At 47.3% G+C, this 26,500-nt stretch carries 27 protein-coding genes; 13 read left to right on the forward strand and 14 right to left on the reverse strand.

The window, feature by feature from the left end; translation table 11 throughout:
* The first annotated feature begins 1 nt into the window (after nt 1).
* The gene (gene pgeF, locus AB3Y96_RS12315) at nt 2-709 is read left to right on the forward strand and encodes a peptidoglycan editing factor PgeF (RefSeq protein ID WP_367299322.1); all 708 of its coding nucleotides are present in this window, start codon (nt 2-4) and stop codon (nt 707-709) included.
* 67 nt (nt 710-776) lie between these two features.
* On the opposite strand, the gene cspE is transcribed toward pgeF, so the two are convergent.
* Complete coding sequence (cspE, locus tag AB3Y96_RS12320) at nt 777-986, reverse strand: transcription antiterminator/RNA stability regulator CspE (RefSeq protein ID WP_004094893.1); 210 nt, start codon at nt 984-986, stop codon at nt 777-779.
* 41 nt (nt 987-1,027) lie between these two features.
* Entirely contained in the window at nt 1,028-1,144 is a 117-nt protein-coding gene (locus AB3Y96_RS12325) for a DUF2627 domain-containing protein (protein WP_071842629.1), read from the reverse strand.
* Between the two features lie 758 nt (nt 1,145-1,902).
* On the opposite strand from AB3Y96_RS12325, the gene pagP reads away from it, so the two are divergent.
* Complete coding sequence (gene pagP, locus AB3Y96_RS12330) at nt 1,903-2,508, forward strand: lipid IV(A) palmitoyltransferase PagP (RefSeq protein WP_081329607.1); 606 nt, start codon at nt 1,903-1,905, stop codon at nt 2,506-2,508.
* A gap of 69 nt (nt 2,509-2,577) precedes the next feature.
* On the opposite strand, the gene cysB is transcribed toward pagP, so the two are convergent.
* Complete coding sequence (gene cysB / locus AB3Y96_RS12335; RefSeq protein WP_072309607.1) at nt 2,578-3,552, reverse strand: HTH-type transcriptional regulator CysB; 975 nt, start codon at nt 3,550-3,552, stop codon at nt 2,578-2,580.
* A gap of 432 nt (nt 3,553-3,984) precedes the next feature.
* Nucleotides 3,985-6,582, reverse strand: coding sequence for a type I DNA topoisomerase (topA, locus tag AB3Y96_RS12340; protein ID WP_025796836.1), 2,598 nt, complete (start codon nt 6,580-6,582; stop codon nt 3,985-3,987).
* 434 nt (nt 6,583-7,016) lie between these two features.
* On the opposite strand from topA, the gene AB3Y96_RS12345 reads away from it, so the two are divergent.
* The gene (locus AB3Y96_RS12345; protein WP_004094879.1) at nt 7,017-7,268 is read left to right on the forward strand and encodes a YciN family protein; all 252 of its coding nucleotides are present in this window, start codon (nt 7,017-7,019) and stop codon (nt 7,266-7,268) included.
* Nucleotides 7,269-7,358: 90 nt separating this feature from the next.
* On the opposite strand, the gene sohB is transcribed toward AB3Y96_RS12345, so the two are convergent.
* Nucleotides 7,359-8,405, reverse strand: coding sequence for a protease SohB (gene sohB, locus AB3Y96_RS12350; RefSeq protein ID WP_072309609.1), 1,047 nt, complete (start codon nt 8,403-8,405; stop codon nt 7,359-7,361).
* Nucleotides 8,406-8,695: 290 nt separating this feature from the next.
* Here sohB and AB3Y96_RS12355 point away from each other — a divergent pair, with 290 nt between their 5' ends.
* Both AB3Y96_RS12355 and cobO read left to right on the forward strand, forming a co-directional pair.
* The gene (locus AB3Y96_RS12355) at nt 8,696-9,457 is read left to right on the forward strand and encodes a YciK family oxidoreductase (RefSeq protein WP_367299323.1); all 762 of its coding nucleotides are present in this window, start codon (nt 8,696-8,698) and stop codon (nt 9,455-9,457) included.
* A gap of 69 nt (nt 9,458-9,526) precedes the next feature.
* Nucleotides 9,527-10,117 carry a cob(I)yrinic acid a,c-diamide adenosyltransferase gene (gene cobO, locus AB3Y96_RS12360; protein WP_072309611.1) on the forward strand — a complete coding sequence of 197 codons (591 nt, stop codon included), beginning with the start codon at nt 9,527-9,529 and terminating at the stop codon, nt 10,115-10,117.
* 43 nt (nt 10,118-10,160) lie between these two features.
* Here the strand turns inward: cobO and AB3Y96_RS12365 are convergent, their stop codons facing one another.
* From AB3Y96_RS12365 to AB3Y96_RS12380, 4 genes are all read right to left on the reverse strand, one after another.
* Nucleotides 10,161-10,763 (reverse strand): adenosylcobalamin/alpha-ribazole phosphatase, encoded by a 603-nt coding sequence (locus tag AB3Y96_RS12365; protein WP_072309612.1) that lies wholly within the window; start codon nt 10,761-10,763, stop codon nt 10,161-10,163.
* 44 nt (nt 10,764-10,807) lie between these two features.
* Entirely contained in the window at nt 10,808-11,545 is a 738-nt protein-coding gene (gene cobS / locus AB3Y96_RS12370) for an adenosylcobinamide-GDP ribazoletransferase (RefSeq protein ID WP_367299324.1), read from the reverse strand.
* A 177-nt stretch (nt 11,546-11,722) separates the two neighbouring features.
* The gene (gene rluB, locus AB3Y96_RS12375; protein WP_072309614.1) at nt 11,723-12,676 is read right to left on the reverse strand and encodes a 23S rRNA pseudouridine(2605) synthase RluB; all 954 of its coding nucleotides are present in this window, start codon (nt 12,674-12,676) and stop codon (nt 11,723-11,725) included.
* 131 nt (nt 12,677-12,807) lie between these two features.
* Nucleotides 12,808-13,800, reverse strand: a complete 993-nt coding sequence (locus AB3Y96_RS12380) for an MBL fold metallo-hydrolase (RefSeq protein WP_367299325.1) — start codon at nt 13,798-13,800, stop codon at nt 12,808-12,810.
* 273 nt (nt 13,801-14,073) lie between these two features.
* Here AB3Y96_RS12380 and AB3Y96_RS12385 point away from each other — a divergent pair, with 273 nt between their 5' ends.
* On the forward strand, nt 14,074-14,364 hold the full coding sequence (locus AB3Y96_RS12385; protein WP_072309616.1) for a hypothetical protein: 291 nt from the start codon (nt 14,074-14,076) through the stop codon (nt 14,362-14,364).
* 187 nt (nt 14,365-14,551) lie between these two features.
* Here AB3Y96_RS12385 and AB3Y96_RS12390 read toward each other — a convergent pair whose 3' ends face one another.
* The 3 genes from AB3Y96_RS12390 to AB3Y96_RS12400 are packed head-to-tail and all read right to left on the reverse strand — an operon-like array spanning nt 14,552 to nt 17,201.
* The gene (locus AB3Y96_RS12390; protein ID WP_367299326.1) at nt 14,552-15,019 is read right to left on the reverse strand and encodes a DUF6392 family protein; all 468 of its coding nucleotides are present in this window, start codon (nt 15,017-15,019) and stop codon (nt 14,552-14,554) included.
* Nucleotides 15,016-16,704 carry an S-type pyocin domain-containing protein gene (locus tag AB3Y96_RS12395; protein ID WP_367299327.1) on the reverse strand — a complete coding sequence of 563 codons (1,689 nt, stop codon included), beginning with the start codon at nt 16,702-16,704 and terminating at the stop codon, nt 15,016-15,018. The genes AB3Y96_RS12390 and AB3Y96_RS12395 overlap by 4 nt, the downstream gene beginning before the upstream one ends.
* A complete protein-coding gene (locus tag AB3Y96_RS12400; RefSeq protein WP_367299328.1) occupies nt 16,704-17,201 on the reverse strand; it encodes a PAAR domain-containing protein in 498 nt (165 codons plus the stop codon). The genes AB3Y96_RS12395 and AB3Y96_RS12400 overlap by 1 nt, the downstream gene beginning before the upstream one ends.
* Before the next feature lie 296 nt (nt 17,202-17,497).
* Between AB3Y96_RS12400 and AB3Y96_RS12405 the strand changes: the two genes are divergently transcribed.
* Entirely contained in the window at nt 17,498-17,722 is a 225-nt protein-coding gene (locus tag AB3Y96_RS12405) for a DNA polymerase III subunit theta (RefSeq protein ID WP_367299329.1), read from the forward strand.
* A 12-nt stretch (nt 17,723-17,734) separates the two neighbouring features.
* Here the strand turns inward: AB3Y96_RS12405 and AB3Y96_RS12410 are convergent, their stop codons facing one another.
* Nucleotides 17,735-18,487 carry an SDR family oxidoreductase gene (locus AB3Y96_RS12410; RefSeq protein ID WP_367299330.1) on the reverse strand — a complete coding sequence of 251 codons (753 nt, stop codon included), beginning with the start codon at nt 18,485-18,487 and terminating at the stop codon, nt 17,735-17,737.
* A gap of 158 nt (nt 18,488-18,645) precedes the next feature.
* Between AB3Y96_RS12410 and AB3Y96_RS12415 the strand changes: the two genes are divergently transcribed.
* From AB3Y96_RS12415 to AB3Y96_RS12435, 5 genes are all read left to right on the forward strand, one after another.
* Entirely contained in the window at nt 18,646-19,035 is a 390-nt protein-coding gene (locus AB3Y96_RS12415) for a helix-turn-helix domain-containing protein (protein WP_025796861.1), read from the forward strand.
* A gap of 20 nt (nt 19,036-19,055) precedes the next feature.
* Nucleotides 19,056-20,165, forward strand: coding sequence for an SLC13 family permease (locus AB3Y96_RS12420; RefSeq protein ID WP_367299331.1), 1,110 nt, complete (start codon nt 19,056-19,058; stop codon nt 20,163-20,165).
* 168 nt (nt 20,166-20,333) lie between these two features.
* Entirely contained in the window at nt 20,334-21,104 is a 771-nt protein-coding gene (locus tag AB3Y96_RS12425; RefSeq protein ID WP_040044839.1) for an amino acid ABC transporter substrate-binding protein, read from the forward strand.
* 175 nt (nt 21,105-21,279) lie between these two features.
* Nucleotides 21,280-21,975, forward strand: a complete 696-nt coding sequence (locus AB3Y96_RS12430) for an amino acid ABC transporter permease (protein WP_367299332.1) — start codon at nt 21,280-21,282, stop codon at nt 21,973-21,975.
* A 270-nt stretch (nt 21,976-22,245) separates the two neighbouring features.
* Entirely contained in the window at nt 22,246-22,719 is a 474-nt protein-coding gene (locus tag AB3Y96_RS12435; RefSeq protein WP_367299333.1) for a DUF805 domain-containing protein, read from the forward strand.
* A gap of 1,130 nt (nt 22,720-23,849) precedes the next feature.
* Here AB3Y96_RS12435 and AB3Y96_RS12440 read toward each other — a convergent pair.
* Nucleotides 23,850-24,695, reverse strand: coding sequence for an AraC family transcriptional regulator (locus tag AB3Y96_RS12440; protein ID WP_072310468.1), 846 nt, complete (start codon nt 24,693-24,695; stop codon nt 23,850-23,852).
* A 404-nt stretch (nt 24,696-25,099) separates the two neighbouring features.
* Between AB3Y96_RS12440 and AB3Y96_RS12445 the strand changes: the two genes are divergently transcribed.
* Nucleotides 25,100-26,497 (forward strand): MFS transporter, encoded by a 1,398-nt coding sequence (locus AB3Y96_RS12445; protein WP_367299334.1) that lies wholly within the window; start codon nt 25,100-25,102, stop codon nt 26,495-26,497.
* Nucleotides 26,498-26,500 lie beyond the last annotated feature (3 nt).

Raw genomic sequence — 26,500 nt, forward strand, 5'->3', positions numbered from 1 at the left:
TATGGCAATCCCCGGTTGGCGCAACATCCCAAATATTCGTTATGGATTCGGTCACAAGACAGCGTTAATGCCGACAGTTTTAAGCCCCTATCGGGAGACGATGCCTGAGAAAAAGCAGGTACATGGGATCCGCGTAGTCGATGTAACCACACCCAACCAAGAGTGCGGCGAATGTGATGCTCTTTATACGAGTAAACCAAACATACTGCTGACTATTCTCACCGCTGACTGCCTGCCTGTGATTTTCAGCCGCCAAGACGGCCAAGCTATAGCGGTGGCACATGCGGGCTGGCGTGGACTCATAGACGGCGTTTTAGAGCAGGTTACGAAGCGTATTTCACAAGAGGATGATATTTCACAGTGGATGGCCGCTATCGGCCCTAGTGCAGGGGCATGCTGTTATGAAGTGGATGAACCTTTGGTCGAACGCTTTCATCAAGCGCTGCCTTATGAGTCAGCATTGATTTCACCCCGCTTCCGACATTTAGATCTCGTAGCTATTGCGCAAGCTAAACTTCATGGGCTTGGATTCGCTCATGTCGATAACCTATCTGAGTGCACTATTTGCACCCAAGAACATCAACCTGAAGCAACTCACTATTTCCGCTATACCAGTTTTCGGCGCAATGCGCATCGGCGCGAACGAGAACCTGAGCATCCAGGAATCAAAGGCCGCAATCAGTACTCCGGCTTAATCATTCTCCCCTAGCCTCCAATCTCAAAATTCAGGCATAAAAAAACCCGCATAAAGCGGGTTTTTAACAGCTGACGCTGTCTTAGATTGCAGTTACGTTAACTGCAGATGGGCCTTTCTGGCCATCTTGGATTTCAAACTCAACGTGCTGACCTTCAGCCAGAGTTTTGAAACCGTTACCCTGGATTGCAGAGAAGTGTACGAACACATCTTTGCTGCCGTCAGCCGGGGTGATGAAACCGAAACCTTTAGCTTCGTTGAACCACTTTACTTGACCTTTGATCTTAGCCATCTTGAGTATTTCCTTTGGATTGTTTAAACCGCCCTAGGGCGTTAGATAGACAAACTAGAGTCGTTACTGCTTGAGGCACTAAGATAAGAATCGGCAGAGAAGTGGTAGTCAACGCTATGGTTTTTACTCAGAACTTCTTTACTGAAAATGCCACACATATACAGAACTGTACCTCGTTTTACCCAGATGCGTTATCACACACTACGTATTCAATGGCAAGCCATTTTTATCCAGTGAACGACACGTCGCACAGAAATAAAACGGTCGGCGGAAAACTAAGCTAATCTGTGCCAAAAACTGTTGCCACTCACAGAATTATCTGCTGCATGAAACTGCTTATTTAAGCACCGATTTATGCCGTTCTCCATCTCCTCCGTCGTTATCTTTTTACTCTATTCTGAACGGAGAGTCACCTATTCCGACGATGAAATTAACTAATAATGAGTATAAAAAAGGAATGTGTGATGCATAATACGGTTCTACGGAGATTTATTGCAGTAACAGCAGGGAGTTTGCTAAATATTTGTTACATTCTTACCGCATGCAATGACGCTATGTAACCCTAATATGGCTTACAACCAGCGAAGCGTCCCTGACATCCCTCCCCTAAACCATAAAATGAGCCATCTCTCTGGCTAACACTATGTAGTACCACCGCTTTCTGTAGCAGAAAAATCACAATACCATTAGGTTACCAAGAAGAATTCGCTAAATGATTGGTATCCATTATTGCTCTACTTTTGATTCAGGAAAATCCGTATTTTTCCTGTTGTTTATACTTCATTCAACTTTACCCGCAATCCTATGATATAATTTATTCCTAACAATAAAATATTTGCTTCGATATAATTCTTCGATCGCGCCTCTCTACTAAAAGACTTCCAAAATTAATAACAAAATATTACCGAGAATAATAATGAAACTAGTGAAAACAGGTCGCCTGTCTATTGGTTGTCTATCGCTATTGGCGCCCGTCGTTGTTTTTGCGCAAACACCAATAACAACCAGCGAATCACCTGATACACACTCAAAGACGCAGCAAGATAGCAGCTTTTGGGGCTCGTTTACCGATCAGGTCAAACAAACTTGGCATGCCGATAATTACGAGCTGTATGTGCCGCTAAATACTTGGCACAACCGCGCCATGTATGACAAAGAGAAAACCGACAAGTACAACGAACGCCCTTGGGGCGCGGGGTTTGGCGTCTATCGTTACGATGAAAACGATAATTGGCACTCACTGTATGCGATGGCGTTTAAAGACTCTCACAATAAAATTGAGCCTATTATCGGCTATGGTTTTGAATGGATGTGGATCCCTGGAGACCGAGATGGTTGGCGTTTTGGTGCAGGGTATACGGCCAGTATCACCGCTCGTGATGATTACTCCTACATTCCGATTCCGCTAGTGTTACCTTTAGTATCGATTGAGTACAATCGTTTATCTATTCAAACAACGTATATTCCAGGAACCTACAATAACGGAAATGTCTTATTTACATGGATGCGTTGGAAATTTTAATTAATATCCTTTGAAAAATTAAGCCAATAAAAAAGGAGCCGCTGGCTCCTTTTTTGTTAAAGAATATTCTTATTTGATCGGCAGTTTTATATCTTTAAACATTGCCTCAATTTCTTCATTTGAACGCAATGCAACAGCGGTATCAACAACATCTCGCGTCAAATGCGGTGCAAAACGTTGGATGAAATCATACATATAGCTACGCAGGAACGTACTGCGGCGGAAGCCGATTTTTGTAGTGCTAAAGGTAAAGATATCGCTGGTATCCACCGTAACCAAATCAGGATCCTGAGCAGGATCGACCGCCATATTCGCGATAACCCCCACCCCTAAGCCCAAACGCACGTAGGTTTTGATCACGTCGGCGTCTGTGGCAGTAAAGACAATCTTGGGTGTCAAACCCGCACGATTGAAGGCCGTATCCAGCTCTGAACGCCCCGTGAAACCAAAGGTATAGGTAACAATGGGATATTCGGCCAGCTCTTCAATGGTGATCGAGGTTTTCCCTGCCAGCGGATGGTCGGGTTTCACCACCACGGCGCGATTCCAGTGGTAACAAGGCAACATAATCAAATCATCATAAAGATGCAGAGCTTCAGTCGCGATAGCAAAATCCGCGTTTCCTTTAGAAACCGCTTCCGCAATCTGCGTTGGAGAGCCTTGATGCATATGCAGAGACACGCGTGGATAGCGTTCGATAAAGCCTTTAATCACGGGAGGCAGCGCATAACGCGCCTGCGTATGCGTCGTAGCCACATACAGTGAGCCTTTGTCTGGATAGGTATGTTCCCCTGCAACAGCTTTGATGGCATCAACCTTGGATAAAACTTCACGCGCAATGCGGATAATTTCCTGCCCTGCTGGCGTTACCTGTGTCAGATGTTTTCCACTGCGGGAAAAGATCTGGATACCTAATTCATCCTCTAGCATTCGTACTTGCTTACTAATGCCTGGCTGAGAGGTGTACAGGCCTTCTGCGGTCGATGACACATTTAAATTGTGGTTCACCACTTCCACAATGTAACGAAGCTGCTGCAATTTCATAGCTAATACCATCCTAGGTTGAAACTTGACGCGATGGCAGTCTGGATAGGAGCACCCCTTGGCAATAGGCTTACACTCCAGCCTTGGGCTTTCTGTGCCGATTAAAACCCGTTTTGCCCTACATTGACCGCAATGTTAATAACTCAACAATCATTTAAATTGCTTTTATATAACCACTATATCATTTTGAGCCGATCTGTATAGCTCTGGTAACAAGATCATAACGAATTATTTATGGAATTAATAAAAGTCTCGATAGCATACTTATTTAGACTTTGAATCAAAAGCCACGGCCGCTTGCCTTGATACAACGATGAATAGTTATGCAATTTCACGCACCCTATCTCGCGTTGCTGATTTTGATTTTTACATAAAAAAACCGGTCAGAAATCCTGACCGGTTTTAACCACTTTTTAGCAAAAAAGCGTTAGTTTATTTCTTAGTTTCGACCCATTTTCCGTCAACGAAGAATGCGGTCCAGCCTGTCGCTTTGCCGTCTTTTTCTGAAGAGACATATTGCTGTTTGGTCTTACGACTGAAACGCACCATCGTCTTGTTACCTTCAGGGTCTTTCTGCGGCGCATCAGCCAAATAGCTCAACTTCTCAGGCAAGCGATCTTTGAAGCGAGCTAACTCTTCCACCAGCGGCGCGCGTGTTTCACGCGATTTAGGGAAAGTATTGGCCGCTAAGAACACGCCTGCAGCGCCATCGCGCAGCACGAAGTAAGCATCTGACTTTTCGCACGGCAGCTCAGGCAGTGGAACCGGATCTTCTTTCGGTGGCGCTACGTCGCCGTTACGCAGGATCTTACGAGTGTTCTTACACTCTTCATTGGTACATGCCATGTATTTGCCGAAACGCCCCATTTTCAGGTGCATTTCAGAACCACATTTTTCGCACTCAACGATCGGGCCGTCATAGCCCTTGATGCGGAACTCACCCTCTTCGATCTCGTAACCGTCACACGCTGGGTTGTTACCACACACATGCAGCTTACGCTGATTATCGATCAGGTAGCTATCCATCGCCGTGCCGCACTTGGCACAACGGCGTTTAGCACGCAATGCGTTGGTTTCAGCATCATCGCCTTCCAGCACGTTAAGCACTTCGGCTTCCGGCACCAGATTGATCGTGGTCTTGCAACGCTCTTTCGGCGGCAGTGCGTAGCCAGAACAGCCAAGGAAAACGCCGGTGCTGGCGGTACGAATACCCATCTGACGTTCACAGGTTGGGCAGGCAATACTGGTCAGAACCATTTGGTTCGGACGCATACCGCCTTCTTCTGGATCTTTTTCAGCGACCGAAAGCTGTTTGCTGAAGTCTTGGAAGAAGCCATCAAGCACGTTTTTCCAGTCTTCTTTGGCATTAGCAACCTGATCAAGGCCGTTTTCCATGTGCGCGGTGAAGTCATAATTCATCAGCTCACGGAAATTTTCTTCCAAGCGGTCGGTGACAATCTCACCCATTTTTTCAGCGTAGAAACGGCGGTTGTCCACACGCACATAACCACGATCCTGAATGGTTGAAATGATTGCCGCATAGGTAGAAGGACGACCAATACCCCGTTTCTCCAACTCTTTAACCAACGATGCTTCGCTAAAGCGAGCCGGTGGCTTGGTGAAGTGTTGGCTTGGTAAAAGCTGCTGCAACGTCAATTCACTACCAATTTCCACAAATGGCAATGTGCGATCTTCATCGCCCTTACGCAGCTGAGGCAGAACTTTAGTCCAACCATCAAAGCGCAAAGTACGGCCTTTCGCTTTCAACGTATAATCGCCCGCTTTCACGGAAATCGTTGTTGAGTCGTATTTAGCTGGCGTCATCTGACAAGAAACAAACTGGCGCCAGATCAGCTGATACAGCTTCTGAGCGTCTGCTTCCATGTCTTTTAGCTGTTCAGACAACACGTTCACATCAGAAGGACGAATCGCTTCATGCGCTTCCTGTGAATTGTCTTTGCTGGCGTAGGTATTTGGTTCTTTCGGCATATACTGCTCGCCGAAGTTTTCACCGATATACTCACGCACCATGCTAACCGCATCCTGACTCAGGTTAGTGGAGTCAGTACGCATATAGGTAATATGACCGGCTTCATACAGACGCTGGGCCATCATCATGGTTTTCTTCACGCCAAAGCCAAGGCGCGTGCTTGCGGCCTGCTGCAACGTGGAAGTAATAAACGGCGCAGAAGGCTTGCTGCTGGTCGGCTTATCTTCACGATCTAAAACCGTGTAATGCGCGTTCTCTAGCGCCTTAACGGCGGTCTGAGTTTGATCGCCATTAACCGGTTTGAAAGGTTTGTCTTTGTGATGCGTAACCTGCATTTGCAGAGCAACTGCATTCTTGTCGTTCAGATCGGCACGTAATTCCCAATATTCTTCAGGAACAAACGCTTTGATTTCGCGTTCGCGATCGACAACCAAACGCACAGCAACCGACTGAACACGACCGGCAGATAAACCACGGGCAATTTTCTTCCACAGCAGCGGAGAAACCATGTAACCCACGACGCGGTCCATAAAACGACGCGCCTGTTGTGCGTTAACGCGGTCGATATTTAATTCGCCGGGTTTATTAAATGCCTGCTGGATAGCGTTCTTAGTGATTTCGTTAAACACCACGCGGCTATAACGACTTTCGTCGCCGCCAATCACCTCACGTAAATGCCACGCGATGGCCTCCCCTTCGCGGTCAAGGTCGGTTGCGAGATAAATGTGGTCAGCTTTTTCAGCTAATGTTTTTAACTCTGCAACAACCTTTTCTTTACCTGGGAGTATTTCATATTGCGCTTTCCAGCCGTGATAAGGATCAACGCCCATACGATTAACCAGCGCTTCACGCTCATTCTTTTTGACTTTAGGCTTCGCTTTATCTTCAGCGGAGGCTGCGCCCTTTTTACTGGCTGAACCACTGGTCGGCAAATCGCGGATATGACCGACGCTGGACTTAACCACGTAGTCATTACCCAGATACTTATTTATCGTTTTAGCTTTTGCCGGGGACTCAACTATTACGAGAGCTTTACCCATAATTACCTTTACCTGAATGAATCCTTCTGTCTCCAGAAGCCTTTGTTCGCCATTATCATAGCGATTGAAAAATTCTTTTTTATATTGCGGCAGACCGCGCTGAGATCAAGCCATTTTTTTATAAATCGCTTTCAACTGCTCAACACAACTGCAAAATGCGACTCCAAAAACAGGAGCAACGCACTCGCAACCTTATGACATGCGGAACTTTTATTCAAAACGACAATCTTTCGTTCCGCCAAAGGTCAGAAAACCCATCACTCTACCGGATTGAGAACATCACGCAACTTAATTAGCACGGAATGGAGATTTTTACCAATTATCGGCCAAAACTTAGATCAAAATACCGCGATAGTTTGCGATACCCCTAGCGTACGCAGTACTATATTAGGCAGTGTTATTAATAGACAACGTCATTTGTTGGAGAACGAAAAATGTTCGGTGAAACAACCCCAATCAAACGTGAAGCTCTGCTGGCGGAAGCCAACCAAATCATTAAAGAACACGAAGATTATATGCAGGGTATGGAAGCGACCGAAGTCGAGCAAAAAGGCGACGTATTAGTATTCCGCGGTGAGTTTTTCCTCGACGAAGATGGAATTCCAACCCGCAAAACCACCGCCGTGTTTAATATGTTTAAACATCTAGCTCATGTATTATCTGAAAAATATCATTTAGAAGATTAATTCATCATTCTGAATTGAATCGCTAAAAAAATGCCCCTTTCAAGGGGCATTTTAATTTCATTAATGTTACTCAACATTAACAAACTTATTTTATATATCGTAACGCTGGCTACGCTGCCACCAACGTAACATCAAGCGATCGGCGCTGTTCGCCGCGCTATTGGTAAAGCGATCCATCATGCGTTTACGACGGGTATAACGCACACCGATCACGTCATGATTTTCCATTTCAGCGATCAACAGATCGTCGCTGGTACCAACGGAGTCGACCAAGCCTTTATCTTTCGCTTGAATGCCATACCAGTGTTCACCGGTTGCGACGGAATCAATGTCCAATGACGGTCGCTGCTGGCTGACAAACTCTTTAAACAGCTCATGGGTTTCATTCAGCTCTTCGCGGAATTTCTCCCGGCCTTGCTCGGTGTTCTCGCCTAACAGCGTGAGAGTACGTTTGAACTCCCCGGCAGTATGCAACTCAACGTCGATATCGTTCTTCTTCAGCCAGCGGTTGAAGTTAGGGATCTGTGCGACAACGCCGATTGAGCCAATAATCGCAAAGGGTGCTGCGACGATTCGGTCTGCGACACAGGCCATCATATAGCCACCGCTGGCGGCGACTTTGTCTACCGCAACGGTTAATCGCACACCTGCCTGACGTAAACGCTGCAACTGTGAAGCGGCTAAACCATAGCCATGCACCACGCCGCCCGGACTTTCCAAGCGCAACAGAACTTCATCGCCCTGCTTAGCGGCAGCCAGCACAGCGCTGATTTCCTCACGAAGCGAACTCACTTCATGGGCATCCATACTACCTTTGAAGTCGAGAACATAAAGACACGGTTTTTCTTTCGCAGCAATCCCCTGTTTTACCTCGGTTTTACGCTGCTTTGCTTTCTCTTTATCCTGTTTTTTCTGCTGCTTATACCACGCTTTTAAGGCGCTATCATCCATGCGCGCTTCCTGCATACTGCGCTGCATATCACGATACTGTTCGCCTAAATCCGTTAACTGTAACTCTCCGCGGCTCGCTCCCTTTTTATGTCGCAGGCTGACAAACAACACAATCAGTGCCCCTATTGCGATCACAAAGGTCATCACCTTCGCCAAAAATAGGCCATACAAGGATAACCACTCCACATTCACCGCCTTGTTTAAGATTTTCTGATACTACTTATATTAGCGCTAATCCACTGTAGCGCGTCCGCCAGTATGTAACATACTGGCGGACGCGTCATTTTCAAGGGGCTTATTCGTAAACTCCCTGTAAATTCAGCACATAATGTCCGCTCTAGGAACAATACCATTGACCATTAGCCGTGCAATAGGTCAAGATCGGCGACTATGAGTTACAGCAAATAAACAATTTAGTCATAACTTGCCGATCCAGCCGAAAAGCCTTGATGCTACGCGGCGTGAGGAAATACAGCATGCACTATCAACCACAGCCTGAGCTTTTGCAAAACCGCATTATTCTTGTGACCGGAGCGGGAGACGGAATTGGCCGTGAAGCGGCCCTCACCTATGCTCGCCACGGCGCGCAGCTGATTTTACTCGGCAGAACGCTGAGTAAGCTTCAGACCGTGCAGGAACAAATACGCCAGCTTGGTTTGTCACCTGCGGCGATCGTCGAATTTGATCTGTTAACGGCAAAGCCAGCCGACTATCAACGACTCGGCGCAGAGTTAGCGTCAGCCTACCCTTATCTTGATGGCGTATTAAACAACGCGGGTTTGCTCGGCACTATTAACCCTTTAGCGGAGCAAGACTACCAAGAGTTTTGTGATGTGATGCAGGTCAACGTTAACGCCTCGCTATTGTTATCGCAGGCGCTGCTGCCTTTACTGCTGAAAGCGCCCGCAGCATCCCTGATTTTTACCAGTTCTAGCGTGGGCAAAACCGGTCGCGCGGGATGGGGCTCTTATGCTATTTCCAAATTTGCCACCGAAGGCATGATGCAGGTATTGGCCGACGAATATAAGAACTCTAATTTGCGGGTAAACTGCATTAATCCTGGCGGAACCCGCACCGGAATGCGAGCATCGGCATTCCCTGATGAAGATCCGCAGAAGCTAAAAACGCCTGCTGATATCATGCCGCTCTATCTTTATTTGATGGGTGACGACAGCCGCCGAAAAACAGGATTGAGTTTCGATGCCCAACCGGGGCGAAAAGCCGGCCCTGCGGAATAAACGTCACATCATTTTGGTGTCGCTATTTATGCCGTCGGATAACAATAAATAAATAAGTTAGGAGTAAGCATGTCTGAAGAACGCCACCAGCAGCGCCAACAACGTATCAAAGAAAAAGTCGATGCCCGTATTGCCGCCGCGCAAGAAACTCGCGGCATCGTGATGATTTTCACCGGCAATGGCAAAGGTAAAAGTACGGCAGCGTTTGGTACCGTGGCGCGCGCTGTTGGTCATGGGCATCGTGCGGGCGTGATTCAATTCATCAAAGGCACGTGGGAAAACGGCGAACGAAACCTGCTTGAGCCGCATGGCGTCGAATTTCAGGTAATGGCAACCGGTTTTACGTGGGAAACACAGAATAAAGAAACGGATACCGCCGCCGCACTTGCGGTTTGGGAGCACGGCAAACGCATGCTGAACGATGAAAGTTTAGATCTTGTGGTCATGGATGAGCTGACCTATATGGTGAGTTACGGCTATATCGAACTTGAAGAGGTGCTAGCCGCGTTGAAACAGCGTCCGGCGCATCAATCCGTGATTATTACCGGCAGAGGCTGTCATCGTGAACTGGAAGAGCTGGCGGATACCGTAAGCGAAGTTCGCCCGGTGAAACACGCGTTTGAAGCAGGTATTAAAGCGCAAAAAGGTATCGATTGGTGATAGTTAAATGCCGAGGCCACCATTGCAAGCCTCGGCGTTTTAATCAGGCAAGCACTTTCCCACTGTTGTTCAAACAGTGAATAACACTAAACCCATCGCGGTAATCGATCCGACTATGCGCTCCCTGTTCGATGCGAAAATGCCACATTGCGCGATCTTCCAGCTTGAGAAGCTGCGTGCAGATGATTGAGATAACGCCCTGATGTGCAACGATCAACACTCGCTGTCCGGCGTGCTTTTGCTGAATATCGGCTAATGCCAACCGCACTCTTGCAGAGAAATCTCGAAACCCCTCTCCACCCGGAGGAACGGTTCGTTGCCAATCGGCACACCAAGCGGCGTAGTGTTCAGCATCCTGTTGCTGCAATTCTTTGTGGTGACGGAGTTCCCACTCACCAAATGCCATCTCATCCAACCCGGTATGTTGCACAAATTCAGCATCTGCACCGAGTATTCTCTGAGCCGTTTGGTGAGTGCGTTGTAAGCCGCTGGTATAAACCACATCAAATGATATTTCGGTGAGCTGTGCCGCAACCGCATCAGCCTGCTGTTCGCCTAATGCCGTTAGCGGCAGATCGCTGCTGCCACAGTACACACCGTCTAGATTGGCCTGAGTCTGACCGTGGCGTACCAAATATAACTCCATCAGTGTTCCTTGGGTTCAGATTGCCTATGCGATAAGTATACGATTTATATCACAGCAAACAGGAAGATAAGGCCGAATAACTCATTGCCCGCGCCGATGGTGTCACCGGTTTGCCCACCAATACGTTTGTTGATGAAACCACGGTATAGCAGTGCGAACAGATAAGTGATAATCGCCGCCAGTCCGCCATGCCAACTAGCGAAGCCCAGCGTCATGAGCAGACCGATGATCAGCGCAATCACGTAATGCTGGCCGCCGATTTTCCCGATATACAGGTTTCCCATGCCATTTTCACGCGCATATTTTTGCTGGTACATCAGAACTGGCAGCAATGCACGGCTAAGCGCTGGAGCCGCTACCAGCAAGGTGTAAACGTTATGTCCGGTCTGCGTCAGCTGATAGATAATCGCCACCCGAGCCAAAATCACAAAAATCAGCGCCAGAGCACCGTTAGAACCAATCCGACTATCGCGCATGATCTCGAGAATACGCTCACGTGGGCGAGCCGAAAAAATCCCGTCACAGGTATCTGCCAAACCGTCTAAATGAAACGCGCCCGTGACCAGCGTGGTGGCCAATAAGGCGGCAACCGCCGCTAACAACGGACCGTAAACCGGCAATATCACGGCAAACGCCAACGCACTCAGCAAGCCAACGATCAGGCCAACAAACGGAAAATAGACCACGCCTTTAGCGTAATCATTCATATCGAGATTATCTGTCCAGCGGGCAGGCACGGGAATGCGGGTCATAAACTGCAATGTGGCGAGGAATAGTTTCATTGGTACGGGTCAGTCCATGTCGTCGGTAAGCAAGAGCATGAGAATTAACTCTCTGATTGCCTTCTATATTAATACCAGACGCTCATCTGGCGCTAGCGCCAGATCGCAGATATAAAAAAACCGCAGCGAATTAACGCTGCGGCTTTATATTTGCACACTAAAAACAAAGCGCAGTGATTAGCCGCGTTTGTTTCCTTTGCTGGTCGCTGCTTTATTCGCAGTTGCGCCACGTGTAGAAGATGTGCCTTTATTCGCTGAACCAGAACGGCGGTTTGGCGCTGCCGCAGCCGCACTGCCACCTTGACCATGACGTTTAACCGCACGGCGGATCTGATTCGCCTTCATACGGCGACGTTCGCGCTCAACCGGCAGCTTGCTAACGGTTTCCGCATTCAGCTCAACCAGTTCGCGCAGATAGTTGATGTCGTTCAGTGGGAGCTCTGCCCAGCCGCCGCGTGGCAGGCCTTTTGGCAAAGGCAGATCGCCATAACGAACGCGGATCAAGCGGCTCACCTGCACGCCAACGGCTTCCCATAAACGACGAACCTCACGGTTACGCCCTTCGGTTAAGGTCACGTTGTACCACTGGTTAATCCCTTCACCGCCTTGGAAACTGATGGTTTTGAATGATGCAGGACCATCTTCCAGTTGTACGCCACGGCTTAACTGACGAATTTTTTCATCATCAACCTGACCGAACACACGTACCGCATATTCGCGCTCAACTTCACGGCTTGGGTGCATCAAACGGTTTGCCAGTTCGCCATCGGTGGTGAACAACAGTAAACCAGACGTATTGATGTCCAAACGACCTACGGCGATCCAACGAGAACCACGCAGTTTTGGCAAGCGATCAAACACCGTTGGACGACCTTCAGGATCGCGACGGGTACATAGTTCGCCTTCCGGCTTGTAGTAAGCCAAAACGCGACAAACAGATTCGGTTGATTCGCGGATAGACACAACGCGTCCATCAACACGAATTTTCATAGCCGGGGTAACCTCAACACGGTCACCAAGCGTTGCTAATTTACCATCAACGCTGACACGGCCTTCTTTAATCATGGCTTCAATTTCACGGCGTGAACCATGACCAGCATTGGCAAGAACTTTCTGTAACTTTTCGCTCATTGAGCAACCTCTAATGTCGCCTTCACAGGCGTCGTGGGGTATTGTGGATGTATCTGAAATTCAAACAATTAATTGAATTTTAACGCGGCATTATACACGAAAACGTGAAAATGTCCGAGCGCTATACTTTTTTATCCGCGAGGAAAAGGGATAAAAGCGCCAATTTTCTCGGCGGTATAGCGATTCACGTCAACACCTTGCCGCCGAATTTCTTCGCGTAAACGGGCAGGAGGCTCATCCAAAGCCTCATCGGCTAACTCGAATACGCCCCAATGCATGCCAAAAGCGCGCTGACAGCCGAGTTCACGAAATAGGCGTACCGAATCAGCCGGATCCATATGCTGAGAATGCATAAACCAGCGCGGCTCATAGGCACCCAACGGCAGCGCGGCCAATGAAATGGGCCCTAATCGTTCGCCAATCTCTTTAAGCCGTGGCGCATAACCACTGTCGCCAGAGAAATAAAAGCTATCGGTTAAATGCGAGAGAACCCACCCGCCCCACAGGCTACGATTTCGATCCCAAGGCGTTCTCATACTCCAGTGTCGTGCAGGCACAAAATGGATCATCACATCGCCAACCGCACGCTGCTCCCACCAATCCAACTCGTGAATATATATGGCACCGCAGCGTATGAACCATCGTTTCAGCCCCAGCGGCACCATGCAAATCAACTGAGGAAAGCGCTTTAACAGCGCGTCAATAGTCTGTGTATCAAGATGGTCGTAATGATTATGTGAAATCAAAACCGCATCAATATCTGGCAGTTGTTCAACGTCGATAGGCGGCGGTGTTTTTCGCTCTGGCCCGTAAAAGTTCAGTGGCGAAGCTCGCTGGGAAAGCACAGGATCAATCAGGATGTTTTTACTCCCCATTTTCACCAACATCGCAGCGTGACCCAGCCACCACACGCCATCCTGTGACTGTGCAAGATCAACCGGCTGCCACCAGCGCTCAACGAGCCCGCGATACCCCCGCTCAGGCTTTAACGGTAAGCGGTTCTTTTTGCGTTCGTTTTGCCAGCGTTTTAAATCACCAGGACGATGTTCATTAGGCTCAGGATTGGTAAAACCCTCTGGCGTGTGGTGGGTTTTATTAGGATCATAATAAGGATTTTTCTTCACTCGACGCCCTCTTAGGTGACAACGTCACTTGAAATTGGCCAAAATCGCCATATTTCATTCTAGCTACCACAAACACATTTATCACCGATGTTTGACGTTAAGAATTACTTAATAACTACAGACTATTCTCGATGTCAGCTTTTGTCAGTCACGTAAAGTAGGCTAAAGGTGCTGGGGTTTTAAAAGAATTCTCTTTAGTCTCGTTTTCAAGAAACAAACGACGGGTGGATCACAAAATTAGCCCGTTAGCGAGTCATCAGGAGTTAATTACATATGAAAAATAATCAGTCATACACTCGCACTCAACGCATGCGCAGCGCTCTACAGGGGCAGATGCAATACTGGAAAATGTATCTATCGCTGAAGTCTCGCCAAATGGGGCTCAGCGGTAAAATGCGCCAGATGACGCTTATCGTATCGGCGGTAATGATGGTCGCCATGCTGATGGCAGGATTCGTGCTCTTTAACCTTGTGGTTCTGAGCGTCGCCTTAATTGGCGCAATAGTTTCACTGTTCCGCCCACGCCAGCGCCCTTTCACCACGCAGGGCCCGAGAGTGATCTAGATTGAATTGAATTTGCTTCATGTAGCGTGAAGTTATAAAAATATCTAGTAGATGAAATTTAGCGGTTTTGCATATGCATTACCGCTTTTTTTATTTTTAGGTGCCATGAATATCTAAGAATTACCCAGAACAATCCGCACTATAAAATGTTCTGGTGTTATATACCGGCTAGGGCACTTTAATGAATCTACCAGCGTAGTTCTGATGTTGGCATATATGTTATGGATTTTACATATTCCGCAAGATCATAAGATACCTGCATAGCCACTGGAATATGAAAATTATCTAGGTCATAAACTTCTGTCCAACCAAAAGCTCGTTTCATTACAATTTCAGGAGGCGCACTACGTATAGGCGCACCAAAATTTTCATGCATCCACTGTCGGGACATTTTTTCCTGTAAAGGTGATGGCAGTACGTTAGGGAATTCCCAATTTTTAACCTTGTCATTCTGAATCCTTACTGTCATTTCCTTAAGAATCCGCCCATCACGTTTGAACGATAAAAATACGCCTTCCTTCGCCATATCAAGGAACACAAAGGGTTCGCCAGAAGACGACTTAGGTTCTGTTTTATAGGGAATTATCCCAGCATCAAATATTTCGTTATAACTTTTTCCAAGACTGCGTATCAACGCTTCTACATTCACGGTCATTTGTATAATCCCATACTGTCATTCAGTTGATGCATTTTCGCCCTTACCGTTTCTATCTGAGACTCTGTAGCACCACGCTCTTTGAGCGCTGGCTTGATGGCATCCAGATTACGATCCACCGCAGCCCGCAAATCTCGCGAGTCCAGCTCAATTTGTTCAACATTATTGCGTCCACCGTAGGTTTCACTGATTTTCTGATGCACATCCTTCGGGATCACAATAGCGGCTACATCCTGTGACAGTTCCTCCAACGTAGTATCATCAAGCTTAGGATTCACTCTTCTGATATAAGCCTTAACAGCGGCCTTAGAAGGCATATGATCAGCCTCATATTTCCCCTGTCGCGATCGGCGCTTAAAGTCACTGTATAGCTCCACCTCCAAAAACTCTACCGGCGGCTTACTCAGGTAGATATAAATCGGGGGCATATCCGGCACAGGGAAAATCAGGATGTAATCCTCAAAATCCCCTTCAGTCGGCGCGGGATAGCTCTCGATATCGCTTCCGACCTTCTCCGGTATCGGCAGTACCGTTATGGACGATGGTAAGCTTGGGCTGTCTTGATGCCCGGTATTCGAAGGAATATCTAACTCTAGCTTGTCAGGGTTCCAGTAAATCGTAACCGGCTTTACCCCCTCTGTCGTAAACTCATACAGCCCAGTCTTCGTGTTGAGCTTCATCTCACGCACGGGGACTTCGGATAAACCGCTTTCCGTTGGTGTGTGATAGCCTTTCGGGGATAAACGCCCATGCCCATCATCCTCCCAACGAAAACGCACCCGTGTTGGCGCTTTGCCACCGGACTCTGCCAACTGAGCTAATCTCATTTGGTCGATGAAATCCTGCTCTCCGCTGTTAAGCGTTCGAGGCATCATACCGATAAGAGCCACCGCAATCGGCGCTCCCGCACCGGCAGCGGCAATTTCACCAAATGGAACCACGGCGCGAACAGCCCATGATCCCACCGTAATGAAACGCCCACCGGCCCACTCAAGCGCCGCCGAACCTGATGGAAACACTGTGCTAACCGCTACAGGCACGGCGACTGCCGGTGCTGCGGATGATGCTCCGCCAAAGAGCTTTTTGTACCACGGTTTTTCCGGCTCGGGAGGCGGTGATGCGGGCCGTTTCGCACTCTGCGCATGTTGCTCAGGTTCAGGCAACGGCACCGCGCGAAAATACCCCATCAGCGCAAAGTTCTCGTGCGTCTCCGGCCCCGTTCCTGCCTCGGTATTTCCTTCACCACGCTCTTGTGATTTGGCAAATACAGGCATAGAACGTTTTGCCTGCTCTTTCGCCTTATTCTCAGCCCGTTCAGCCGCATCTGCTGCTATCTTTGCGGCCTGCTTTTCTGCAGATTGCTGTGCTGGCGATAACCCTGCGCCAAGCCACTGCCCCAACGGGGCAATGATCCGGTTACTGCCAGAGGGGCAGCCGCACAGAACAATTGCACCATCTACCGCCAACACCTTACCCATGATAATAAAGCTGGGCTCGCCCTCAATGACGCGCCCACGTTTGCCGCATTTTGGGCATTCCGTCGTACTATCACCAACCCTGATAACCGCATGACCGTAGACCATATATTGGCTGGTAGGCAGTGAAGCAATCAACTTTGCTCCGGTTGTCGTTTTGTCACAGGATAATGCCTTACCCTTACCCATAATGTTCGGTCGGTAGCCCATTACCTAAGCTCCACCAGAAAATCATCGGGCATTGCCTCTCCTAAACGTTTGATAATCAGCAGGCTATCCTGAGGCGTATTGATAATTTCATCACCATTATCTAAACCGCTGCCCACCAGCGCGGCTTGAACCTGTCCAAAGCGATGCTCCTTACCCGCTCCACTTGAAATCAGTGTCGTCGTGCCATCAGGATAAATTACGCTATCGCCCACTTTTGCTAGTTGTACCGATGAGCCATTTTTCAGATTAATCAGCACCCCACTCGAGGCTATTTTGACCGTTCCACCGCCTCTGGTCTGGCTACCTTCTGCTGCAAAGCGAAAAATCCCGATGGGAGGATGAGCGCGAATATAGGCTTCCTGCTCTTGGATAATTGCCATGCTATCGTCACTTAGGGTTGATAGCGTTTCGTCGCTAAACGGCGATACATCAAGGTTTGAGAGGATTTCAGGTGTGAGCTCATTCGTGTACATCTGGGGGAGTTTATTGGTCGTCATGCAGCAATAGCCCTTATTAATGAATGGTTATAAGTTAAACATTACATTAAGAAAACTATCGGTGACTACAACGGAAGATCTGAAATTGCAGCATTTATTCAGCGATACTGGACTTATCCCAACCCAGCAATGATTAAATATTTTGCAGTGTTTGAGTTTGTACTCTGCTGTTTTGTCTCTGTAGTATTCACGCTTGAGACAGGTTCGAGCGCTACGGCCCTGCTTTTCATTAGCAATAAGCCATAGAGTCAAACGAAACATTCTGGAATAATGAAGCCGACGCAACAGGAGGTCATATGAGTTTCAATCTGGCAAATCTTCCTCAAGAAGAGATGGACAAAGTCAATGTCGACTTAGCTGCAGGCGGCGTATCTTATAAAGAGCGCTATCACATGCCGGTTATTGCGGAACTGGTTGAGCGTGAGCAGCCTGAACATTTGCGCAACTATTTTCGTGAGCGCCTGGCTTATTATCGCACCCTACGCATTGATACCCTGCCATACGAACCGCCAATGAAATAATGTCTGTCTAAGCTATTTTCCACCGGCCAAATCAAGCAAGCTGCCGGTGGAATAAGACGCCTCATCCGACAATAGCCAAACGATGGCTGCAGCAACCTCTTCTGGCTGTCCACCACGCTGCATCGGTAATGAGGCTTTTATTCGATCGACACGATTGGCCTCGCCTCCATCCGCATGCATTTCCGTATAAATAAACCCTGGCCGTACGCCGTTAACGCGGATCCCTTCCCCCGCCACCTCTACTGATAACCCTTTCGTCAGCGTATCCATCGCGCCTTTGCTGGCCGCATAATCCAGATATTCGAAGGCAGCACCACTTTTGGCTGCCGCAGAAGAAACGTTCACAATCGCTCCACCGCGCCCTCCGTGGCGTTTTGCCATCCGCTTAACCGCTTCTCGGCAACACAAAAAAGTCCCGGTCACGTTAATACGCAGAATCTGGTTAATTCTTTCTGCCGTTAAGCTTTCTATTGTGGACTGGGTTTGCAAAATCCCAGCGTTATTCACCAGCGCATCCAACCGTCCCCAATGTCGATCAATTTGGTTAAACATATCGCAAACGGCCATTTCATCCTCAATATTGGCGCAGAGCAGCAAACACTCTTGCCCCAAAGCCGCTATTTCAAGCGCCAGCGTCTGTGCGGCTGCATGGTTTTGAGAGTAATTAATGCACACGCGATAGCCACGTTTAGCGAGTAATAATGCCGTAGCCCGCCCTATACCGCGGCTGGCACCGGTCACGAGAGCAACTGGAGATGAATTCACAGCGATTCCTTGTTAAATTAATGTTCATCGCCAGTGTAGCTGAGGTTGAAACGGCTTCAAGTATGATGGGTATTATCATGGGTATAGAGGTAAACGCCATGATGTCGTAATATGTAGTAGACGGCATGTTGCTAATGAGAACGATTACCGGAGAACGAATGACGCAGAACGAACGCAATATTGCCCTAGTATGTGCGCTAAGCGAGTGGATAGAGCAGCATCTAGGCCGCGATATTTATCTGGATGAGCTGGCCCGCTACTCTGGATATTCACTGTGGCATATGCAGAAAATTTTTCGTGAAACAACCGGCATGTCCTTAGGCCGCTATATTCGCGAACGTAAGTTGTCTGGTGCAGCAAAACGTTTACGCCACACCGAAGAGTCAATTATCGATATCGCGGTGTACTACGGCTTTGCCTCGCAGTCACATTTCACCTATATGTTCCGCAAGCATTTCGACATTACGCCAACCAACTATCGGCTTCAAACCGACATTCAACTATCTACTATTCAGCCCCTGCACGTGATGTATAAACAAAGCGCCTGAACTCACTGAGAAACAGCATCATGCAAACCTCGTTACGTCACGTTCTCGGCGCTGTTTTGCGCGATCGTTTACTGCAATTTCTCCTGCTTGCTGGCGTAATATTGGCCTGTTTTACGTCTTCCCCGCTGCGCGATTATCCTCACTGGATCGATTGGCCCACCATTACCACCCTGCTCGGGCTGCTGCTGCTGACGAAAAGCGTTGAGATGAGCGGCTATTTCGATTGGCTGGGGCGAAAAATGATGGCTCGCCTCAGCAATGAACGCACCTTAGCGCTGTTTATGGTTGTGGCTTCTGCGCTGCTTTCCACATTTCTTACCAACGATGTGGCCCTTTTCATCGTGGTTCCACTCACGATAACGTTAAAAAAGCTCAGCGCCTTACCCGTGACCCGTTTAATCATCTTTGAAGCATTGGCGGTCAACGTAGGTTCTTTGCTGACGCCGATTGGCAATCCACAAAACATATTGCTGTGGAATCATAGCGGCCTGTCGTTCAGCGCCTTTATTGGACAAATGCTGCCTTTGTCTGGCGTGCTGCTGTTTCTGCTATTGCTGTTCACGCTGATGTTTTTCCCAAACAAAACCATTCGCCCTCTAGCCGATCGCCAAGACAGCTCACGCAAGCGCGGGCTATTGCTGGCCTGTGCGGTGCTCTACGTGGTGTTTCTCGTTAGCGTTGATTTAGGCTTGCCCTATCTCGGACTGTTAATCGTGCTGGTCGCCTTACTGTGTTTGTCTCCCAAAGTCATTTTGTTGGTCGATTGGGCACTTATTTTCATTTTCATGGCGATGTTTATTGATGTGAAATTACTCACTCAGTTACCGGCGCTATTACCGCTAACTGAAAACATGCAGCATCTTTCAACGTTTGGCACTTACACGATCGGCATTCTGCTCTCTCAGGTTATCAGTAACGTGCCGGCTACCATTTTGCTGCTGGGTTTTATTCCTGCCACCACCACGCTGGCCTACGCCGTGAATATTGGTGGATTTGGGTTTGCGCTGGGATCAATGGCCAACCTCATCGCCTTACGCATGGCAAATGAAAAGCGCATCTGGCTGACGTTTCATCTATTTTCTATTCCCGCTCTTATCATCTCTGCGGCGCTTGGCTGGTGGTTAATCTAAACTGATAAGCACTGCGTGATTTTTAGGCTTTATTCCATTTGGTTATTGATAATCGCAGAATGTGATTTAGCAAACCGCAGACAATGGTTTAGCTTCATCATCAATAACGGAGCGCAATTACCTGCGTTTTTTTTAAACAAATAATTTAAGTAAGACATTGGGATACCTATGAAAAAAATGACCTTGGCTCTGCTTGCAACCTCATTATTTGCTACCTCCGCACTGGCTCAAGCAGCCGATGATTTGGCGGCAATCAAGTCTGCTGGCGTGATGAAATTCGGAACAGAAGGCACCTATGCGCCTTATACCTACCATGACAAAAGCGGCAAGCTGGTTGGTTTTGACGTGGATGTCGCCCGCGCCGTGGCAGAAAAAATGGGCGTTAAGCCTGAGTTTGTCGAAGGTCGTTGGGATGGTTTGATTGCGGGCTTAAGCGCCAAACGCTACGACGCGGTTATTAACCAAGTCGGCGTTACCGACGAACGTAAAGCCAAGTTTGATTTCTCTCAGCCGTATATCGGTTCTAAAGCAGTGTTGGTTGTCCGTGATGACAACACCACCATCAAAAGCTTTGCTGATTTAAAAGGCCAGAAAGCGGCTCAAAGCCTGACCAGTAACTATTCAAAACTGGCGACTAAAAACGGCGCAGATTTAGTGCCAACCGATGGATTCAACCAATCATTGGATCTGGTGTTAAGCGGCCGTGCAGCGGCAACGTTAAACGACAACCTGTCATTCTTGGATTTCAAAAAGCATAAGCCAGACGCGAAAGTTAAAATCGTCGCAACCGATGAAAATACCGAGAACTCAGCGATTCTGCTGCGTAAAGATCAGCCTGAATTAGTGAAAGCGGTAAATAAAGCGCTGGATGAAATGAAAGCTGATGGCACTTATAAAACGATTTCTGTACGCTACTTCGGTCAGGACGTTTCTCAGTAATCGTCTTTAACACTATAGCCAAAATAGTGACAAGCCTGCCTCTGTGAATCCTTAACTGGGTATCACTTCATGAGGCGGGCTGTTGTATTTAGGAAGACCGCTTTTGGACATACTGTTTTTAGACATATCGTTTTAAGGCATATTTTTTAGACTTACTGTATTAGGAGTACGGCATATGGCATGGCTACACAGCCTGACTGACTATATTCACGGCCTTGCCTGGCTACAGCTGATGATGGATTCGTTTTGGAGTCTGCTGTCTGCAGGACTGCAATTCACGCTGCCTTTAGCAATCCTCTCTTTTATTGGCGGGATTATTCTCGGCTTTATTACCGCATTGGTACGCTTATACGCCCCAAAACCGGTCAAGTGGATTTTTGATTTCTACGTATGGGTTATTCGTGGCACGCCGCTGTTAGTGCAGTTGTTCTTAATCTTTTATGGTTTACCGAGTGCGGGGATCACTCTCGATGCGTTTCCGGCGGCGCTGATTGGTTTCACGCTCAGCGTGGGTGCCTATACCTCTGAAATCATCCGTGGGGCGATTATCTCAGTGCCTAAAGGCCAGTGGGAAGCGTCTTATTCTATAGGCATGAGCAGTTCACAGGCCATGCGCCGCGTGATCCTGCCACAGTCGGTATTCGTATCACTACCGCCGCTGTCTAACTCATTTATTTCGCTTATCAAAGATACCTCATTGGCCGCGGTTATCACCGTACCTGAGATGTTCTTGGCGGCGCAGCGCATTGTTTCTGTCACTTACGAGCCGCTGATTTTATATGTAGAAGCGGCGCTGATTTATCTGGTATTCAGCACGGTGCTAGGAAAACTGCAAAACAAGCTAGAAGTGTATTACCGCCGCTACGAGTAAGTTTTTGTTATCAGCCCTACGCTTCCCAATTTCTGATTACGTTCATTCCGCATCACCTACCCCAAAGAAATAACAATTTTCTTTGGGGTATATTTTTTTCCTTTGCTTACATGATAAAAACTGAATGCCCCCCTAATACGTCATGCAGTGGACGAAGATCCCGTCAGTAGCGCTTTGCAAACATTGCTAATAAATATCTATCAGATGAAATCCCTTCTATTTGTGTGTATAAAGAAACCTTACTTTTATCACTAATTGGAAAGAAGTTAGATGTTTTTTTTAAAAAACGGGATCGAGGGTTACAGGAAGGCATTTTGCTACAAAGGCGTAGCCAGTCGCCGGGCTTATTTCTTTTTTGCATTGTTTCAGTTGCCGATGTTTTGTCTGCTCGTACTGGCTTCATTTTATCTGAGCAGCATTTTTATGGTTAATTCAAACTTACAGATCATGCCAGGGACGGTAATACTGGCTGTCATCGGTTTTTTTATCGTCCTCGCTATTGGGATTTATACCTGGCTGGCCGGGCTTGCGTTCTGTGTCCGTCGACTACATGACATTGGTTTGAGCGGATGGGTATTACTTATCCCAATTATTATTGCTTTTGCTATTGAGGCTATCGGAGAAGGAGTCGGACCTATCGTTAACGGTGTTTTCCTCCTAGGGCTGATGCTGGCGAAGTCAAAAACAGATAATAATAAATACCAGTTTGATACAACTTCAAGGGCTAGAGATATTCCAAGTTGATACAATCATAAACTGCTTAATATATAGGCTATGAACTTGGCAAATCAGGTGCTGAACTACTAGGTGATAAGATTGGGGGCTTATGATAAATAGTATCTTTAGTACCATTGAAGAACTCATTATGGCCGTACTTGCGACAATTGCTTTGCTATCGACATTACTTTGCTTTATCCAAAATCTGTCATCAAAAGAAACTTCCAAGAAACGTGTGCTTTATTTATGACTAGATTCAATAAACTCCCTACTCAAGTATTGATCTATCGGGATGGCGGATTCATTTTTCATAATAGCGTTGCTGGCAAGAGAAAGTGGGTTCTACACAAGAGATATGAACAAGGATGAGGTAAGATTCATCAAATCCCATCCTAAGGAGCAAACAAGATGGCTAAAACTGAAAGTGATTTTAGTCACAATGAGTTTTGCTTCATATGTTGCAGCCTTCGCTTTCTATTTGATGGTAATAAAAAAATGAATGTAGTAGCGCAATTATAAAAGGATCATGCAATGTCAATTAAGGGGGTAATTCGATGGGGTAGCATATTCATCATTATGTTCATATACATATGTGCTTTAGCGCTTATAATCATGGACTACGGCGTAACCTTAAAGTACGCAGACATAGATCAATATGAAAAAATTACAGCAATCAGATGCAATGCCATCGTTGAACAAGTATCTATAACTTTTGTTGAGATTACATATGTTGCATTTTTTGGGTATTTAATCTCCATCGCGTTAATTCTGCTTATTTTTAAAAAAGTACGTTAGATGTACAAAGACTACCAAGATTTCTGGCGGCCTTCACCTCTGTCACCCTAAGCCGTTTATCTTTTTCCGCTTTTAGAACACCTTAAAGTAGTATCAAACAGCAGCAAGAAAGTCACCTTCAACAAGGTGGCTAGGATAGAAACCCTCGAAACACCATGCCGCAGCAACAAAAAGAAAACCCGCCGTCATTTACCGAAAAGTCAGCAAACGAATCAAGCGGGTGCAAATGCATGAGAAACTCTATGTCGAAGTTATTCAACAAGTGGATAATATCATTACGCATTTAATTAACAATTTATCTTCATGATTTTGTGAGCAGGATCATCAAATTAAGCGTTTGTGCCGTGCTAGAGCGGCTCTCTTTAGTCCGAATTAATATGTTCCTTACAGTAGCGGCGCTTATATGCCACCGGTGTGAGCCCAATCTGCTTACGAAAGATCTGCCTAAAATAGCCTACATCGTTAAACCCGCTACGTTCAGCCACTTCGGTTAATGAACACATATCATTTAACAGCAGCCTCTCTGCGCTGCTCACACGCTGCCGATGAATCGCCTCTGTTAAGGTCACACCAAACGTTTTACGAAATACTCGTCCCAAATAGTCAGGGTTACAAAACAGCTGCTCAGCTAATGATGCTGTGCTCATCGGTAAATGATACTGGGTTTTAATCAGCTGCCTAGCCTTATAGGCTAAGGCAACGCCTGAGTGGGTTATATTGGCATCATCCGGTAGCCCAGCCGATATTTGTTGTAGCATAAGCAATAATATAAGCGCTAATGCTGGGGATTGTTTCCTATTTTCTTGCTCACTAAGAAATTGGCGAAATAAAGAACTAATATATTGTGGTTCATGAGCCTTACAATGTTGAGGAATAGACAACAACGTCGCCGTTGAGCTATTACATCCATGTTTCATAGCCGTTTCGTTAATATCAAATGAATAGATATCAAAATGCAGCCAATAAAATTTTAGATCAAGCGGAAACGTCTCTAATCCGACATGGTGACACAGTGGTCTTAGCAGGAGAATTTCGCCAGCAGAAACATAAAAATCGGCATCGCCTTCACGAATGGCCAGCGTTCCACTCTCAACAAAAATCAACTCCCATGAGGAGAGTGTCCTTGCCGGATGAGCGCCCACGCCGCGTGAAATAAACAACCCACCGTTTTGTACCGTAAGTGGAAAATCAACAGTGACCTCAAGCATTGGCGGTTACCTGTGGGTAAATTTGGCTTAGTCTAGCCTACAAAGACGCCACCCTCGTGTTTTAAAAATAGACTAACCGATCGCCTTCACACTTTTCTTATTAAGTCGGAATCGTCATCTTTTTATACTTTTTCCTCCCCTTGTTGCTCCCTATGCTCTGTGCCAGATTAATAACCGTCGACACCAGAAATAAACATAAAAAATAATAAACTCCCTAAAGTGAATAAATAAATTTATACCCAACATAATTCGAGTTGTATTGAGCAGCAAGTGAGCGCATCCCAATGAATCTTACTCAGGTAAGTCATTCAGGTGCACAAACACAGCTAACAAAAATGCAGCTTGAAGTATGGCGGGTATATTCACTTCGGCATGATTACGTCGCCAATATGCGAGGATTCAACATGACCGCTACGCCCATTAATCAAACTGATTTTGTCGCTAAAAATAATAAAGAATCACTGAGTATTCGGGAAAAAATTGGCTATGGCTTAGGCGATGCCGGCGGCACCGTCATTACCTGCCTCATCATGAATTTTCTCACCTTTTTTTATACCGATATTTTTGGCCTGACGCCGGCCTTGGTCGGCACGTTGTTCATTGCCCTACGCGTGATTGACGCCATCTCAGATCCGCTGATGGGGATTCTCGCCGATCGAACCCACAGCCGCTGGGGGCGTTTTCGTCCGTGGCAGCTGTGGATTGCTTTACCCATCGGCATCGTCGGCATACTGACCTTTACGGTGCCTGACGTCAGTATGAACATGAAAATACTGTGGGCGTTCATAACCTATTTTTTGCTCTCCATTAGCTACACCGCGATTAATGTGCCCTATTGTGCGCTGATAAACACCATGACGACCCGCCATAGCGAAGTCATTTCCTGCCAATCATGGCGCTTTGTGTTGTGTGGCGTCGCCGGTTTTCTGGTATCGGTTGGGTTACCTTGGCTGGTTAAGGTATTGGGGCAAGGCGATCAGGCGGCGGGTTATCAGTTGGGCGTCGGCGTACTGTGTGCCGTGGCCGTTGTCATGTTCCTATGCTGCTTCTTCTGGGTGAGAGAGCGGATCCCGCTGGCGTTGATGGGAAAATTTACCCTGCGCGAGCATCTGTCCGGGCTGCGCCATAACGATCAAATGCTGCTGGTGCTCGTGATGTCATTCCTGCTGATCAACGTATTTAACCTACGTGGCGGCGGCTATATGTATTTCATCACTTACGTATTACAAGGCAGCACCGGATTTGCATCGCTCTTCTTCACCATGGTCACCGTTGCCTCCATACTTGGCGCGATTATTGTCAGCCCGCTGTCGCGCAAGTTTGACACCGTCCGCCTGTACTACGTCACCAATCTTATCCTCGCGCTACTGGCCGTTATTATGTGGTTTATCCCAACCGGCCCGCAATTTCAAACGCTGTGGCTCGCGGTGATCCTGGGGAACGGGATTATTCTCGGGTTCACCCTGCCGCTGCATTTCTCCATCATGGCTTTCGCCGACGACTACGGCGAATGGAAAAATGGGATCCGTTCTTCCGGCATGAACTTCGCTTTCAATCTGTTCTTTATCAAGCTTGCATGGGCATCCAGCGCCGGTGTTTTGAGCTTGGTATTCATCTGGGTTGCCTATCAACCGGGGATGGAGAATCAAACGCCTGCCTCGCTAAACGGTATGACTTCGCTCGAAACCTTGCTACCCGCTTTTTTCCATTTAGCGCTGGCTTTCGCTATTCGATTCTGCCGCCTGAATAACCCAATGATGATCCGCATTGCTCACGATCTACACCTTCGCCATGCGGGTTAGAGC

Origin of the sequence: Hafnia alvei, from assembly GCF_964063325.1 — a bacterium.
Lineage (GTDB): Bacteria > Pseudomonadota > Gammaproteobacteria > Enterobacterales > Enterobacteriaceae > Hafnia > Hafnia alvei_B.